We start from the raw sequence: 15761 nt of genomic DNA, 5'->3' as shown, positions 1-15761 counted from the left end.
AGCGGTAGCCTGAATTTTAATTGTTAATGAGCATGGGGCATGGGCCATGCAGTGCGGTAAGGCAGCGCGGTCTTGGGGGTTTGCCCCAGGAGCGACTGCCGCACCCCTTGTGGGTCTTGGGGTCTCCCCAAGTGGAGCAACTGCCGTCATGGGGCATGGGGCACTTGTACTGAGCGAAGTCGAAGTATTGGGCATGGGTTATTCTCTCCTTATCCCCCTGCTCCCTGCTCCCTGCCCCCCTGCCTGTCCTGTTGAGCATCTCCAACAGGATTAGCTATTTGAAAAGAAATCGAGTTAGGCGATTGGGTTGGCAAATTTAACTGGGGTTGTTCGAGGGATGCGTCAATGATAGTTGGATCACTTAAGTAAGAGCCAATAATTTTGTCATAGTTAGAAGCAACGGCTAAAAAAGCCCCACCTAAAATATAGATAGGTAATGGCAGTGCAAATTCTTGTAACCAGTCAAATAGTTCTGCCAAGGCAAACAACACTACAAAGCAGGCAAGCCAAACCTTCATTTTTTCATCTCCTGCGTGTAAGTAACTCTATTAATACAAAACTCCATGCCATTTATAGTATGAAGTTTTTGGACTTATGGAATGGGGAATAATCATCAATACCCAATACTTCGACTTCGCTCAGTACAAGTGTCCAATGCCCCAAATCGGCGGGCAGCTATCCCTCTCCACCCACAAGATAATGGAGTTTACCGCCGACTTTTTATAAAGTAGCCAGCTTGCATAATACTTGATGTTCGATTGAATCACAATCATTCACTCAAGACTCATATTTTACCTTAGCTGTGTGGTTGTGATTCTTTTCTAATCAAAGGAATTTCAATCCAGAATTGTGTGCCTTCTCCCGCCTCAGATACAAACCAGATAGCTCCATCGTGTTTTTCTTCAATAATTTGCCGAGTAATAGACAAACCTAACCCTGTTCCCTTTCCTACAGGTTTAGTAGTAAACATCGGTTCAGATAAACGCTGTTTAACTTCCTCTGTCATACCTATACCATTATCAGCAATTTGAATTGTTACAGTTGAGCTTTGCGCTTTCAAACTAGTACGAATCCAAATTTTTGGGGTGATTGGTTGGCAAAAGCCTTGCTCCAATCCCCAATGGGCAATTCCCATTCCTTCTTCTATTGCATCAATAGCATTGGCGAGGAGATTCATGAAAACTTGATTGATTGGCCCTGGAAAACATTCTACAAGAGGTAAACTTTCATACTCTCTAATTACTTCAATTGCTGGGCGCTCTGGATTGGCTTTCAAGCGATACTGCAAAATCAACAGTGTGTTTTCAATACCTTCATGAATATCTGTTGGTTTTGCTGCTGCATCATCTCGGCGTGAAAAGTGTCTTAGAGAATGAATCATCTGTGCCAGACGCTTTGTGCCTTTGTGCATAGAAGAGATGATTTGCGGAAAATCCTGGATTAAAAAATCAAGATCGATTTCATCTATTTTTTGAGCAATTTCAACTTCAGGTTCAGGATAATATTGCTGATATAAATAAAGTAAATCAATAAAATTTTGAGTATATTCTGAGGCGTGATTGAGATTTCCTAAAATAAAGTTAACTGGGTTGTTAATTTCATGGGCTATCCCTGCAACTAATTCACCTAAAGCAGACATTTTTTCTTGTTGTACTAAGTTAATTTGAGCTTGCTGTAGTTGAAAAGTTCGTTCTTGTACCCGTTGTTCTAATTCTTGAGTCAGTTTTTGTAGCTGGAGTTCGACTGCTAAACGTTCAGATATTTCTTGTTTAAGTTGCTGATTTTGAGTTTGTAATTGCTGACTGAGGTTATAAATTTTGAGATGAGTTTTGACGCGAGCTAATACTTCCTCTTGTTCAAACGGTTTAGTAATGTAATCTACTGCTCCCAAATTTAAACCTTTGACTTTATCGACAGTTTCAGAAAGAGCTGTCATAAAAATTATCGGAATATCGCAGGTTTTCGGATTTGATTTTAAGCGTTTACAAGTTGCAAATCCGTCAATTCCAGGCATCATTACATCTAAAAGTATGATATTGGGACAGGCATATTCAGCTTGAGCGATCGCTCCTTCCCCATTCACAGCAATTAAGATTTCCCAACCTGTATCTATTAATGCTTCAGATAACACTTCTAAGTTATTAGGGTTATCATCCACAATCAAAATTACTCCTGTTTCCATAAACGGCAAGTTCATACTTTTTCTCCTAAATATGGTTGAATAAATTCTTTAATTTTTTCGAGTTGAAAGTTTTTTGCTAGTTGTTCTAGTTGTTCAGCGAATACTATTAATTTCTCATCTAATTGTTTGAATTTTTGGGCTTTTTCTCGAATACCTCTAATGTTACCTCTCATGGCCATTTCATATAGTTGCTCAATCTCTTCCAAATCAGGAGGTATTAATTCATTTGTGATTGTGTCAGCTTTGTGTAACTGAGATTCACCTAAATTTTCTGACTTTTGCAGAGATTCATAAATCCATTCACATTGCAAATATTTTTGTAACTTTTGGAATAAATCGTCTGCTTGTATTGGTTTAGGCAGAAAATCATCTGCACCAATTCCAATACTTTGATGCTGGTCAGATTCAAACACACTCGCAGATGAAACAATGATTGGTAAATCCTGGAATTGTGGTTTTTTTCGGAGTCGACGAGTTAGCTCAAAACCGTCCATGACAGGCATTGTCAGGTCTGTAATCATTAAGTCAGGTAAAAATTGTAGAGCTTTTTCTAAACCTTCTTGGCCATTAGCCGCTTCTGCCATTTCAAATCCGATTTTCTCTAGCAGATGAATGACAACAGAACGATTTTCCCACTTATCATCTACTATGAGAATTTTCTTTTTATTACCAACTATATCTACAATTTTGCTATTGTTTATGACTTTAGCAGATTGTATCCAATCAACTGATTCTGGTAATTCTAAATCAATCCAAAATGTGCTGCCTTGATTTGGTTCACTCTTGATCTGGATTGTACTTCCCATTAATTGCACAATTTTTTGGCTAATGGCTAAACCTAGACCTGTACCTTCTGCTTGCTTTTTACTGTCACCTACTTGTTCAAAGGGCAAAAATATTTTTGCAACTTGTTCTGGACTCATTCCAATTCCCGTATCAGAGATTTGGAATCTAATTATGTAAATATTTTTTTGGCTATTCTCAATTAATGATGAGGATTGAGCTACTAAACTAACAATAAATTTCACACCTCCTTTTGCTGTAAATTTAACTGCATTACTCAAAAGGTTAATTAAAACTTGTCTTAAGCGTTTTTCATCTGCCAAAACACCAGTTGGTAACTCTGAACTTGGTTGATAAATAAATGAGATATTTTTTTGTTCAGCCCGAATCTGACAAATTTCTACCACACTTTGAAGAAAGGTCGGGAAATGAAAGTCACTTTTGTACAATTCCATTTTTTGGGCTTCAATTTTTGATAAATCTAGAATATCGTTAATTAGTGTTAGCAAATGTGAACCGCATTGGTAAATAATTCTTAAAGCGTTTTGCTGTTTAGAGGTTATAGCTTTATCTTGTTGAAGAATTTGAGCATAACCGAGAATGCTATTCAATGGAGTTCTTAATTCATGACTCATGTTGGCCAAAAATTCACTTTTGGCACGATTGGCAGTATCAGCAAGTTCTTTCTTCAACTCAAGAGAATGATAGGAATCAGCTAGAGTTGCTGCCATTTGATTGAACGCATTTGCTAGTTGTTCAATTTCATCTTTGGTTTGAATATCTAAGCGATATGCTAAATTTCCCTCACCAATTTTGGCTGCTCCTAGTTGTAGTTTTTGAATTGAGCGAATCACTGGTAAAAGAATTAGTAATAAGTGACCCACAAAAACCAGCAAAATTGAAAAAATCAGAATTTGTCTAGCAAGTTGAGTATTTTGCTTAAACTGATTAAATTCCTGTTTTGCTAAGACATCTTGTTTTTGCAGTTTCTGGGTTAATAAATGTAAATGAAGTTCAATATCTCTAGAAAAGGCGTTGATGACTCGAAAATCTTGTTGAGATTCTGCTAGTTCTAAGGGTTTATCTGCTTGAGATTGATCAGTTAACTCTATTGCTAGATTGGCAAGCAAGCTATGGCGATCGCGGATTTTGGCTAAATCAGAGCTTGTCTGTGGCTTTAACTTTTCCAGTTCAGTTAAATCCCTAATAAATCCAAATAAAGCTTCTTGGTATTTCACAAAATTAGAAGCATCGCGCTTTAGCAAAATCATGTCTTTGAGCGCAGCTACCTGATTATTTACAGCAATGTTGATTTGCAAGATAAGTGTTAAAGCTTCGGCATTTTGAGCTTGATTATCCTGAGCTGTTTGTTCTGCTTGCCTGATAAAGATATCGCCACCAATCAAAGTAGAGGTAACTAATCCCACGACAAGCAAAGACGACCCAATAAACTTGGTCGTTATCCGCATATCTTAGTTAACCTTATTTACTAGAAACGCGCTGTTGAAATTCTCTAATAATGTCGTAGTCTGCATCTTGTACCAAAGTGTATCCCACTCCCGCAGCTCCACTAGGGTCTTTGAGACCTGCTGGTGCTTCAATCAGCGCTTTTTTCAAAGCATCTTTTAATTCGGCTGAAACTTGACTAGAAGCAACTATCGGCACACTAGGTAAAGGTACAGATTCCCAAATAATGTTGTATTTTGTGGGGATGATTTTTCCTTCTTTGACTTGTGCGGTATATGATCTGCGATCATCTGCGATCGCATCTACTTTACCCTTTACTAAAGCTTGTTTTGATTTATCATGGCTACCAGTCATGATTACTGAACCAAAATATTTGTCAGGATTAATACCCAGTTTCTGCAAATGAGCCATTGGAGCGATATAACCAGAAGTTGACAACTTACTCACAAAAGCAAACCGCTTGCCCTTTAAATCGGAGATGGTCTTAATACCACTGGCTTTGTTGGCAACAATTACAGATGTGTACCAAGGTCGTTTGTTATCTTGGTTAATCGATGCTACAAGTGGCTCAATTTTGGGGTCGCGCTGATGAGCTTCAATATAACTACCAGGCCCAATGTAAGCGAGTTCTACTTTTTTCTCAACTAGGAGATTAACAGCTGTTTGGTAGTCTTTGGCAATTTCAAATTTAAAAGGTCGTTTTAAGGCTTTGCTCAGATAGTCAGCTAAAGGTTGGAGCTTTTTTTCTTGTTTTGCTGAAACCTGCCAAGGAATCACAGACATTGTGATAGTTGCTTGTTCCTCTTTAGACTGTTGAGTCGTGCTAATAGGCGACTGAGTCGCACTTGGTAAAGTCGCAGATGAACTTTCACGATTAGAAGTACAGGCTGAACCAAGAGTAGCGATCGCTAATACTGAGAGCAATAAAGTAGTCTTTTTACTAAGGATATTTTGGACAACTTGATGACAAAGTTGCTCGTGCATGGTTTTTCTGGCTTTTAAAGCCTGTTTTTTGAATAAGCAATGCCATATCTATTAATCCCAAAGCAGTGCATATTCTCACATAAAATTATAAAGATATACTGCCATTTTCAATTAGGAAAAGTTGTACTGTTATGCCAACACTCTTTTCTATCTCTGCATTGAATACTGCGCTAAACTACTTATAGCAACTAGACGACTTGCTGCCATGTCTATCGCCAAAGATTTACCAACCTCAGAAGATGTTATCTTTCCTCCAGGGGATCTATATAGTGACGAGCCGCAATTGGAAAGTTACCTACATTTGCAGCAAATGCTGCTGCTGTTAAAATGCCTTGATTGGTGGTGGCGCGATCGCCATGACTTTTTTGCCGCCGGCAATCTCACCATCTACTACAGTCCGCGCCAATTCAAATCACAAGACTTCCGAGGACCAGATTTTTTTGTGGTACTGGGTACTGAACATAAACCCCGTAAAAGCTGGGTTGTCTGGGAAGAAGATGGTAAATACCCTAACATCATTGTCGAACTGCTATCAGACTCGACAGCAAGCACTGACAGGGGTTTGAAAAAGCAAATTTACCAAGATACTTTTCGCACACCAGAATACTTCTGGTTTGACCCCAATAATTTAGAATTTGCGGGCTTTGTTTTGTTAGCTGGTAAATATCAACCAATAAAGCCTAACTCTCAAGGTTGGTTATGGAGCCAGCAGTTAGAGTTATATTTAGGAGTTGAGCAAAGAAATTTACGCTTTTACACTGCTGAAGAACAATTAGTACCAACACCAGAAGAAACTGCACAACAGGAGTTACAACGAGCCGAACAAGAAAAGCAACGAGCCGAACAAGAAAAGCAACGCACTGAACAAGCAATGCAACGAGCTGAACAAGAAAAGCAACGCACTGAACAAGCAATGCAACGGGCTGAACAAGAAAAGCAACGCACTGAACAAGCAATGCAACGGGCTGAACAAGAAAAGCAACGCACTGAACAAGCAATGCAACGAGCTGAACAAGAAAAGCAACGCAGCGATCGCTTGGCAACCAAACTACAAGAATTAGGTATAGATCCAAATACTATTTAGTTACCAAGAAGCGGAGGGGCAGGGAGCAGGGGGAGCAATTCCTGCCCAAAGCCGTAGAGCAGGGCGGAACATGGGTATAAAGCCCCGCCCTTCTAGGGCGCTCGAACTTAGGCGGAGTAACAAGCTCCGTTTCAGTTTTCTCCCTTGCTCCCTGCCCCCTGCTCCCCTGCCTCTTTTGACAGATCTTCAGGTAAAACCCATTGTGGTGGTTCCGTCATTTTTTTTCGCAAGCGTTCTTCAGCCATTTGCAGCATTTCGTCTAAAGAAGTATCTTCAATGAATTTTGCGGCTGCTTCTCTAAACTCAATATTGGGGCATTTATCTCCTAAAACGCACCCATTGACGCAAGCTTCAGCACAGTTAATTTTTGGCTCCACAGTGAGTTCCTCTATCTAAAAGTTATGAGTTATGGTGTTTACTCCTAACTCTTTGCTCTCAGGTATTACCTTATAGATAAATTTTACCTTGCCAGTGGCTATCTTAATAATCTAACTTTTCATTAAAAAGTCTTGAATGCGTTTGACAAACTCTTCTAACTCTGTAACTAAGTTATTAGTACCTCTACGCTCTTGATTGTGAGCTAATTGTTCTAATTTTTGTGCGGCTATATGCATAGCCGTAGCTCCGACGTTGGCACTAGCACCTTTGATTTGATGAGCTTCTCGTGCTAATTGCTGAAAATTTTGCTCTGCGATCGCTGCTTTGGTAATTTCTAAATGTTCATTAATATCTGCAACGAAAATTTCTAATAAATTAATTTCAAATTCTGGATCATTTTCTGATATTTGATGCAAATGTTCCCAATTAATCGGTAAGTCATTTAAACCTACATTAATTGGAGAAATTATTTGCTCACAGTCAACTGTCTCTGGGATAAAAAATATTTTACTTGCCCAAAGTTCTAGTGCAGCAGCTAATTTTTCTTTGATGACTGGCTTGCTTAAATAGTCATCCATACCTGCATCTAAACACATTTGTTGATCTTCTCTCATGGCATTAGCTGTCATCGCAATAATTACAGGACGACGATTGTTAGCAAAGGCACTTGATGACCAACTATGAATTTCTTTTGTGGTTTCCAAACCGTCAAGAATCGGCATTTGGCAATCCATGAGAACTAAATCGTAGGGAATTTTTGCTAATAACTGCAAAACTTCTTGACCATTGGCGGCGACATCGGCGCTATAACCCAGGCTTTGGAGTTGCTTGAGGGCTACTTTTTGATTGACTAAATTATCTTCAGCTAGCAAAATTCTTAATTTAGGAAAGTTAGGAACCAGTCGAGAACTAATAGAGGAATGATTGGTGCTGTTTTCTAAACTCTTCACTTCTGACTCCTGTTTTTGCAGTTCTGATTGAGTTCCTAAAATAGTCATGATGGTATCTAAAAGCCGGGATGGTTTAACGGGTTTGACCAAATAAGCAGCAAAGCCTATTTTGAGCGCTCTTTGTACTTCATCTCTTTGATTGGTAGAAGTGAGCATAATCAAAGGTAACCTAGCGATCGCATAATTTGCTTTAATTTGCTCTCCCAAGGTCATGCCATCTATTTCAGGCATTTGCATATCAATTAAGGCAATATCATAAGGCTTTTTCTGCTGTTGCGCTGCTTGAATAGCTGCCAGAGCCACAGCTGCACTATCGGCTTTATCTACCTGCATTCCCCAACGGGTTGCTTGATGGTAAATAATTTTGCGATTAGTAGCGTTATCATCGACTACCAATAAGCGCCGATTAGTGAGCAGTTGCCGATCTTGGCTGGAGGAAATTGGCTGAATTTGTTTAGCGAAAGGAATCTCAAACCAAAACTTAGATCCTTTGCCCATCTGACTTTCAACTCCAATTTCTCCCCCCATTAAATTTACCAGTTGCTTGCAGATGGCTAACCCCAAACCTGTACCGCCATACTTGCGAGTAGTAGAAGCATCCACTTGAGTAAATGGTGTAAAGAGTTTGCATTGGTCTTCAGGAGTAATACCAAGACCAGTATCTGTAATTGCAAAATGAATAGTAACTGTTGTCGAAGTTTGCGATCGCAATTCTGCTCGTACTACCACCTCACCAGCACTAGTAAATTTAACAGCATTGCTGATTAAGTTCATCAAAATTTGCCGTAGACGGCCAGCATCTCCTTGGAGGTGGGTAGGAACGTTGCGATAAATCAAACCGGCAATTTCCAGCCCCTTATTATGGGCTGGGGGAGCCAATAATTCCAACACCTCTTCTACACAGGTAGATAAGTCAAAATCTAGAGTTTCTAAAGCCATTTCCCCAGCCTCTAGTTTAGATAAATCCAAAATTTCGTTGATCAGGCTTAACAGAGCATCTCCACTAATACGAATTGTTTCGATAAAATCTCGCTGTTCTGGATTTAAGGGAGTTTCTAACATTAAGCCTGTCATTCCCAACACAGCATTCATGGGAGTGCGGATTTCATGGCTCATATTAGCCAAAAAAGCACTTTTGGTCTGAGAAGCTAATTCAGCTTGGTGACGGGCAATTTCCAGTTCTCGTCGCTGTTGAGTTTCTGCATTTAGCATTTGAGCTTGGGCTAAGGCTATACCTACTTGATCTGCAATTTGCCGCAAAAGATGAGTTTCAAAGCTAGACCATTGTCGAGAACTGCCGCATTGATGGACAACTAATAAACCGCAGAGTTCTTCTTTGACAAAAATGGGTAGAACCAAATTGGATTCGACCCCAAATTGTTGCAATAATTCCAGATGACTTTTTTGGACTTCAACTAAATCCAAATCCCAATCAGTCCAATTTAGAGTTTGTTTGTGACGATACTGCTGTAAGTAGTATTGTTGTAGGTATTCTGCTTCTAAGTAAGAGCTAGTGATCTTTTGAGCTTTGATCGACAGCCAGCCAGAAACTACTGCTTCTACGATGTTACTTCCAAAGCCATCTGACAAAGGTTGATAGATCAATACTCGATCGCTTTGTAGAATGTTTTGTATTTCTTGGGCAGTGATTTGGAGAATTTCGGTAATTTCTAAAGACTGACGAATTTTAAGAGTAATTTCGGTGAATAATTGCGATCGCAAATTTTGCTTTTGGAGTTCTTCTTCTGCTTGCTTGCGCTCGATAAACAGCCCTACTTGCTCACCAATGGAGTTCATGATTTTGGCTAAATCTTGATCAGGTTGCTGAATTTCATGGTTAAAGCAGGTAATGACACCAAGAATTTTTTTACCATTACGGATCGGAAAACCGAAAGCTGCGTGCAATCCGGCTTGAGCTGCAATTTCAGCGCGCAAAAAGTTGTGATCTTGAACAACATCCGTTAACCAAACAGGTTCACCACTAGCCCAAACACGTCCAGGTAGTCCAATTCCCGGTGCAAATGTAGTTTGCTGACTGAGGATTTCAAACTCTTGCATTTCAAAGGAAATTTTATACCACATACTAAGAAAACGTAGTATTTGTTCCTGCTGATCTACCATCCAAATTTCACTCACATTCCAGCCCAAACTTTCACACATTCCTTGCAGAATTTGGGGCATCGCCTCGTTGATTGTAGTGGATTCGGCTAATATGCGGGTTACAGTATATTGTGCCGCCAAATGCTGTTGCGATCGTTTGCGATCGCTAATATCAAGACCTGTAGCCACAATGTATTCTATACAGCCTTCATGGTCTTGTAAGGTGGTATTAGTCCAGGCAATTAGCCGTCGTTCGCCAGTTTTTGTGATCCAATAATTTTCATATTCTTTACAGCCTTGACCAATTAGCAATTGCTCAAAAACTGCTTTGACGGGTTCTACTTCCTCAGGAAGTAGAAACAAATTCCAAAAATATCTATCCCTAACTTCATCAAATGAGTAACCTGTTGTTTGCTCACAAGCTTGATTGAAGCGAACAATTTTTCCTTGAGAATCAAGAACTACTACTAAGGCGCTAGCTGTATTTACAACTGCGGAGATAAAGTTACGCTCTTTGTGGAGAGTTGATTCTGTTAATTTACGCTCTGTGACTTCACGATAAATGAGGTAGTAGATTATAGCAAGAACAATAAAACCGAAGCTTATGGCGATCGCTAATGTCAAAACTGTATTCCTAGCGTTGACTTGAGCTACTTTTAATTGCTGATTAAGCAGCGATTGCTCTTCATTCTCCATTTTACGGACAATCTTGCGAATATCATCCATCAGATTCTTGCCTAAATTTGTCCGCAGAAGTTGCGATGAAGGCTCAAATCCCAGTCTTTGACGCAAGTCGATAGTATTTTTGGCAAAAGCCAGTTTTGCTCTGATTAAGTATTTAAGAGTTTTTAGTTGCTTTTGCTGCTGGGGATTATTAACTGTTAAAATATTGAGCCGTTCGATTTTTTGATCAATGATTGCTATTGCTGATTTATATGGTTGCAGATAAGTTTGATCTCCAGTGATAATGTAACCACGTTGTCCAGTTTCAGCGTCTTTCGTTGCAGACAGCAATTCTTCTAAGCTATTAATATTTTTTTGAGTTGTAATTACATCTTGATTAGCATTAATTAATACTTTTGTATTTTGATATGAGAGCATACCAATTAAGACTAAAATTGCTGACGCTAACCCGAATCCTCCAGCAATCTTTTTAAAAAATTGCTGACGTATATTCTTTACCTGTTTCCGTTCATGAGTCATCAGTCCTAAACTGGCTAAGGTACGCTTTAGTTCTAGTTGTTTAATTACTTGGCGACCTAAAGCGCGTAATGCCTCTACTTGTTCAAAAGAAAGTTTGCGTGGTATACAGTCAATGACACAAAGGGTTCCTAATGCATATCCTTCTGGGTTAATTAGAGGTACACCAGCATAAAAGCGAATATTTGGGTCAGAAGTAACTAGGGGATTGGTAGAAAATCGTTGGTCGGATTTCGCATCAGGTACAACAAAAACATCAGGTTGTAGGATGGCGTGAGCGCAAAAGGCTTGATCGCGCGGTGTTTCTAGTGCCTCTAAACCGACTTTTGACTTAAACCACTGGCGGTTAGTATCAATTAAGCTAATTAAGGCAATGGGAGTTCCGCAAATATACGAAGCTAAATGAGTTATATCATCAAAGGCAGCTTCTGATGGAGTGTCAAGGATTTTATACTCCAAAAGTGTTTCAATTCTCTGTGATTCGCAATCGGGTAATGGTGCTTTCATCGGTGAAAGAAATAGGGATTAGGAGTTTTCTGCCTTTTGGAGAAGGGAAGCAACTTCAAAGAGTAAGGGGTAAAACTTTGTTACTTTGCTTTACCAAGAAGCGGAGGGGCAGGGAGCAGGGGGAGCAATTCCTGCCCAAAGCCGTAGAGCAGGGCGGAACATGGGTATAAAGCCCCGCCCTTCTAAGGCGCTCGAACTTAGGCGGAGTAACAAGCTCCGTTTCAGTTTTCTCCCTTGCTCCCTGCCCCCTGCTCCCCTGCCTCTTTTGACTTCCTCTTTCTCCTCTGCCTTTTATTTTTCCCAGTATTCAGTCTTGTATTTGTTTTAATTAATACACGATGGTAAATTTTTTTGTCAAAAGTGATCAAACAGCGATCGCTTAGTTTGTCAATAAGCCTCTGTTAATGACAAACTAAGCGATCGTGCAGCGTCCTGAAGGGAAAGCAGTATCATCCTGTGAAAAAGTTGCTGTGCTTTCAGTTTCTTCATTTCACGTTGGTATTTATAATTTATATCCTTCTAGAGGACGATAAGAAAACATAGCAACATCGATACCATAATTTCTAAGTGCGGATATCGTGTACTCCAAAATAGACTCAATTTTCTGCTGAAATTGTGTATTTAAAGAGTTTAATTGGGATACAAGATTTTCTACTAAATCGCATAAAAATTTTCTCGTATTTTGTAATCGCTAGAAAATACAAACTACGTATTTTTTGGTGAAATGTAAACGTCATAGTTTAGGAACATTCAACATGAAGGCAGTTGTTTTTCACGGAATTGGAGATATTCGATTAGACAATGTACCAGAACCTAAAATTCAAGAGCCAACAGATGCCATTATTCGATTAACTTCTAGTGCAATTTGTGGCACAGATTTACACATGATTCGGGGAACTTTCACAGGCATGAAACCCGGCACAATTCTAGGGCATGAAGGTGTTGGTATTGTTGAAGAAATTGGTTCTAATGTGCGGAATTTGAAAGTAGGCGATCGCGTCGTTGTTCCCTCGACAATTGCCTGTGGTTACTGTTCTTACTGCCGTACAGGATATCATGCTCAATGTGATAACGCCAATCCCCACGGACATAACGCCGGCACAGCTTTTTTTGGCGGCCCAGAAGCAGCAGGCCCTTTCGATGGATTGCAAGCCGAATATACTCGGATTCCTTATGCCAATGCAGGGTTAGTCAAATTACCCAAAGAAGTCACAGACGACCAAGCAATTCTTTTATCTGACATCTTCCCGACGGCTTATTTTGGTGCTGATATTGCAGAGATCACACCAGGAGATACAGTCGCTATTTTTGGTTGCGGCCCTGTAGGACAGTTTGCAATTGTCAGCGCCAGACTGTTCGGTGCGGGACGCATTATTGCAGTGGATACGATTCCCTCACGTTTGGAAATGGCGCGTGATTTGGGTGCAGAAGTCATCGATTATAATGCTGAAGATCCAATTGAAGTTATCCGCGAACTGACTGGAGGCATAGGTGTAGATAGAGTAATTGAAGCAGTTGGTGTAGATGCGAATGCTCCTGACAGTGGTCCAGCAGCCGAAAAAGCTCAAAAAGAAGCACAACAATTCCAGCAACAATTACAACAAATTGCTCCTAAAACGAATCCTCAAAACGGCAATTGGCATCCGGGAAATGCTCCTTCTCAAGCCTTAGAATGGGCAGTTCAAGCATTAGCTAAAGCTGGTACACTCTCGATTATTGGAGTTTATCCACCAACCCATAATTTCTTTCCCATCGGCACAGCGATGAACAAAAATCTGACAATTAATATGGGTAATTGTAATCACCGCAAGTATATTCCGACTTTGGTAGATTTAGTTCGTAATGGCACAGTAGACCCGACAAAAGTTTTAACCCAAGTCGAACCGCTAATGTCAGTCCTAGATGCGTACAAGGCATTTGATAAACGGCAACCAGGTTGGGTGAAGGTAGAATTAACACCAGGAGCAACTTTAGCTAACGTCTAGAGTTTTTGCCAAATGAAAATTTTATATCAGCAAGTTCAGTGGCTTGCTGATATTTATAGATGTTAATTTAGTTATGTTATCTAAAACTCGTAGTCATCCTTATTTTCTAAATACTCAACCATCTAATCCTAACTATCCACTTTTTGTATTTCTACCAGGAATGGATGAGACTGGAAAGGAACTGATGTATATTCAAACAAAAAGTTTAGATGCTGCTTTTGATGTACGTTGTTTTGTAATTCCACCTGATGATTTCACAAGCTGGGACGAGATGACAAAAGAAGTGGCAATTTTAACTCAGATAGAACTAGAAAAAGCACCGCGTAGACACGAAGCGACTTGTCGTGAGACATTGCCTGTTTATCTCTGTGCAGAATCATTTGGTAGTTGTTTGGCGTTAAAAGTATTAGAAAAGTTTCCTCAACTCTTTGACAAAATTATTTTGATTAATTCTGCTTCTTCTTTTCATCGAGTACCTTGGTTAAATTTTGGTTCGCTTTTGTTTCCTTACACACCTCAATTGTTTTATAAAGTGTCTTCGGTTTTCTCTTTACCTTTTCTAGCTAATTTAAATCGACTTTCACCTGCTGCTGGTCAAGCACTTTTAAAATCAACTTATTCCGCACCAAAAGAAACTGCTAGTCAACGACTGTCTTTAATGAGAGAATTTGAAATTGACGAGAGTAAATTATCTCAAATTACTCAACCTGTTTTACTAATTGCTAGTAAAGATGACCGACTTTTACCTTCAGAAACAGAGGCACAACACTTAAATAATATTTTTCCTAATTCTCAGATGATAACTTTACCTCATAGCGGTCATGCTTGCTTAGTCGAAACCGATGTTAACCTTTATAAAATTTTGTTATCAGCTAAATTTATCTTTTAACCTCTCTGCTCCCCTGTGAAGCTACAAACATTAACTTTTGTCAAAACTCTAGGTACAATACATAAGCCTTATCCTTTTTCTGCAATATTATGGGTAGCACTTTTGGGCATCTATTTAGCATCAGCACTTTTGGCGAGTCCCACGGCGGCGGTGTGGGGGTTGTAATTGATGGTTGTCCTCCACGATTAGAAATTACTGCCCAAGAAATTCAATTAGAGTTAGACAGAAGACGGCCTGGACAAAGCAAAATTACTACCCCGCGCAAAGAAGCAGATTCCTGTGAAATTTTGTCTGGGGTGTTTGAAGGCAAAACTTTAGGCACACCCATAGCAATTTTAGTGCGGAACAAAGATACGCGTTCCCAAGATTACGACGAGATGGAGCAGAAGTATCGGCCTTCCCATGCAGATGCCACTTATGATGCTAAATATGGCATTCGCAATTGGCAAGGCGGCGGGAGGTCATCAGCGCGTGAGACAATAGGAAGAGTTGCAGCAGGTGCGATCGCTAAAAAAATTCTCCGTCAAGTTGCGAATGTGGAAATCATCGGTTACGTCAAGCGCATCAAAAACTTAGAAGGCGTAGTTGATCCGAATACAGTCACCTTAGAACAAGTAGAAAACAACATTGTTCGCTGTCCTGATGCTGAATGTGCGAGTCGCATGATTGAATTGATTGAGCAAACAGGTAGACAAGGTGATTCTATCGGTGGCGTAGTCGAATGTGTGGCGCGTAATGTCCCAAAAGGTTTGGGCGAACCAGTATTTGATAAATTAGAAGCTGATATCGCAAAAGGTGTGATGTCTCTCCCTGCAAGTAAAGGCTTTGAAATTGGTTCCGGTTTTGCCGGGACGCTATTAACTGGAATTGAACATAACGACGAATTTTATATAGATGAAAATGGGGAAATTCGCACCGTAACTAATCGTTCTGGTGGCATTCAAGGGGGAATTTCTAACGGGGAAAATATTATTTTACGAGTTGCATTTAAACCCACAGCCACAATTAGAAAAGAACAAAAAACAGTCACTAATGAGGGAGAAGAAACGTTATTAGCTGCCAAAGGTAGACATGATCCTTGTGTGTTACCTCGTGCAGTACCAATGGTTGAGGCGATGGTGGCTTTAGTATTATGTGACCATTTATTACGCCATCATGGGCAATGTCAGACATTATAGGTAACACGTAATTTTTAAAGCAAATTTCATTATTGTGGGGTGGTGATTGTGCTATCCCTATTTTTTACTGAGCA

General features: G+C 39.8%; 10 protein-coding genes. 4 read left to right on the top strand and 6 right to left on the bottom strand.

All coding sequences use genetic code 11. The features are described 5' to 3' along the window. Nucleotides 1–209: 209 nt before the first annotated feature. From QI031_RS29485 to QI031_RS29470, 4 genes are all read right to left on the bottom strand, one after another. Complete coding sequence (locus QI031_RS29485) at nucleotides 210–518, bottom strand: hypothetical protein (protein WP_281483090.1); 309 nt, start codon at nucleotides 516–518, stop codon at nucleotides 210–212. A 278-nt stretch (nucleotides 519–796) separates the two neighbouring features. Continuing rightward, nucleotides 797–2197 (bottom strand): hybrid sensor histidine kinase/response regulator, encoded by a 1401-nt coding sequence (locus QI031_RS29480; protein ID WP_281483089.1) that lies wholly within the window; start codon nucleotides 2195–2197, stop codon nucleotides 797–799. After that, nucleotides 2194–4434, bottom strand: a complete 2241-nt coding sequence (locus QI031_RS29475; protein ID WP_281483088.1) for an ATP-binding protein — start codon at nucleotides 4432–4434, stop codon at nucleotides 2194–2196. The genes QI031_RS29480 and QI031_RS29475 overlap by 4 nt, the downstream gene beginning before the upstream one ends. A gap of 13 nt (nucleotides 4435–4447) precedes the next feature. Continuing rightward, complete coding sequence (locus tag QI031_RS29470; RefSeq protein ID WP_281483087.1) at nucleotides 4448–5416, bottom strand: phosphate/phosphite/phosphonate ABC transporter substrate-binding protein; 969 nt, start codon at nucleotides 5414–5416, stop codon at nucleotides 4448–4450. A gap of 205 nt (nucleotides 5417–5621) precedes the next feature. Here QI031_RS29470 and QI031_RS29465 point away from each other — a divergent pair, with 205 nt between their 5' ends. Beyond that, nucleotides 5622–6500 (top strand): Uma2 family endonuclease, encoded by an 879-nt coding sequence (locus QI031_RS29465; RefSeq protein ID WP_281483086.1) that lies wholly within the window; start codon nucleotides 5622–5624, stop codon nucleotides 6498–6500. A 131-nt stretch (nucleotides 6501–6631) separates the two neighbouring features. Here QI031_RS29465 and QI031_RS29460 read toward each other — a convergent pair whose 3' ends face one another. After that, nucleotides 6632–6877: a hypothetical protein gene (locus QI031_RS29460; RefSeq protein WP_281483085.1), complete on the bottom strand. Its 246-nt coding sequence runs from the start codon at nucleotides 6875–6877 to the stop codon at nucleotides 6632–6634. Nucleotides 6878–6988: 111 nt separating this feature from the next. Further along, nucleotides 6989–11635, bottom strand: a complete 4647-nt coding sequence (locus QI031_RS29455) for a GAF domain-containing protein (protein ID WP_281483084.1) — start codon at nucleotides 11633–11635, stop codon at nucleotides 6989–6991. Nucleotides 11636–12390: 755 nt separating this feature from the next. Between QI031_RS29455 and QI031_RS29450 the strand changes: the two genes are divergently transcribed. The 3 genes from QI031_RS29450 to aroC all read left to right on the top strand — a co-directional run bounded on the left by QI031_RS29450 (nucleotide 12391) and on the right by aroC (nucleotide 15687). Then, on the top strand, nucleotides 12391–13620 hold the full coding sequence (locus QI031_RS29450) for a zinc-dependent alcohol dehydrogenase (RefSeq protein ID WP_281483083.1): 1230 nt from the start codon (nucleotides 12391–12393) through the stop codon (nucleotides 13618–13620). Nucleotides 13621–13693: 73 nt separating this feature from the next. Continuing rightward, nucleotides 13694–14509, top strand: a complete 816-nt coding sequence (locus QI031_RS29445; RefSeq protein ID WP_281483082.1) for an alpha/beta fold hydrolase — start codon at nucleotides 13694–13696, stop codon at nucleotides 14507–14509. 89 nt (nucleotides 14510–14598) lie between these two features. Continuing rightward, nucleotides 14599–15687: a chorismate synthase gene (aroC, locus tag QI031_RS29440; RefSeq protein ID WP_281483081.1), complete on the top strand. Its 1089-nt coding sequence runs from the start codon at nucleotides 14599–14601 to the stop codon at nucleotides 15685–15687. Nucleotides 15688–15761 lie beyond the last annotated feature (74 nt).

It is taken from the genome of Halotia branconii CENA392, from assembly GCF_029953635.1.
Classification (GTDB): Bacteria; Cyanobacteriota; Cyanobacteriia; order Cyanobacteriales; family Nostocaceae; genus Halotia; species Halotia branconii.
Note: the sequence above shows the minus strand (reverse complement) of the source record. Positions and strands in the feature narration are given on the sequence as shown.

What these genes read in the sequence shown, in the direction of transcription:
- QI031_RS29485 (WP_281483090.1), bottom strand. Translation starts at nt 518, where the DNA reads ATGAAGGTTTGGCTTGCCTGCTTTGTAGTGTTGTTTGCCTTGGCAGAA.
- QI031_RS29480 (WP_281483089.1), bottom strand. Translation starts at nt 2,197, where the DNA reads ATGAACTTGCCGTTTATGGAAACAGGAGTAATTTTGATTGTGGATGAT.
- QI031_RS29475 (WP_281483088.1), bottom strand. Translation starts at nt 4,434, where the DNA reads ATGCGGATAACGACCAAGTTTATTGGGTCGTCTTTGCTTGTCGTGGGA.
- QI031_RS29470 (WP_281483087.1), bottom strand. Translation starts at nt 5,416, where the DNA reads ATGCACGAGCAACTTTGTCATCAAGTTGTCCAAAATATCCTTAGTAAA.
- QI031_RS29465 (WP_281483086.1), top strand. Translation starts at nt 5,622, where the DNA reads ATGTCTATCGCCAAAGATTTACCAACCTCAGAAGATGTTATCTTTCCT.
- QI031_RS29455 (WP_281483084.1), bottom strand. Translation starts at nt 11,635, where the DNA reads ATGAAAGCACCATTACCCGATTGCGAATCACAGAGAATTGAAACACTT.
- QI031_RS29450 (WP_281483083.1), top strand. Translation starts at nt 12,391, where the DNA reads ATGAAGGCAGTTGTTTTTCACGGAATTGGAGATATTCGATTAGACAAT.
- QI031_RS29445 (WP_281483082.1), top strand. Translation starts at nt 13,694, where the DNA reads ATGTTATCTAAAACTCGTAGTCATCCTTATTTTCTAAATACTCAACCA.
- aroC (WP_281483081.1), top strand. Translation starts at nt 14,599, where the DNA reads ATGGGTAGCACTTTTGGGCATCTATTTAGCATCAGCACTTTTGGCGAG.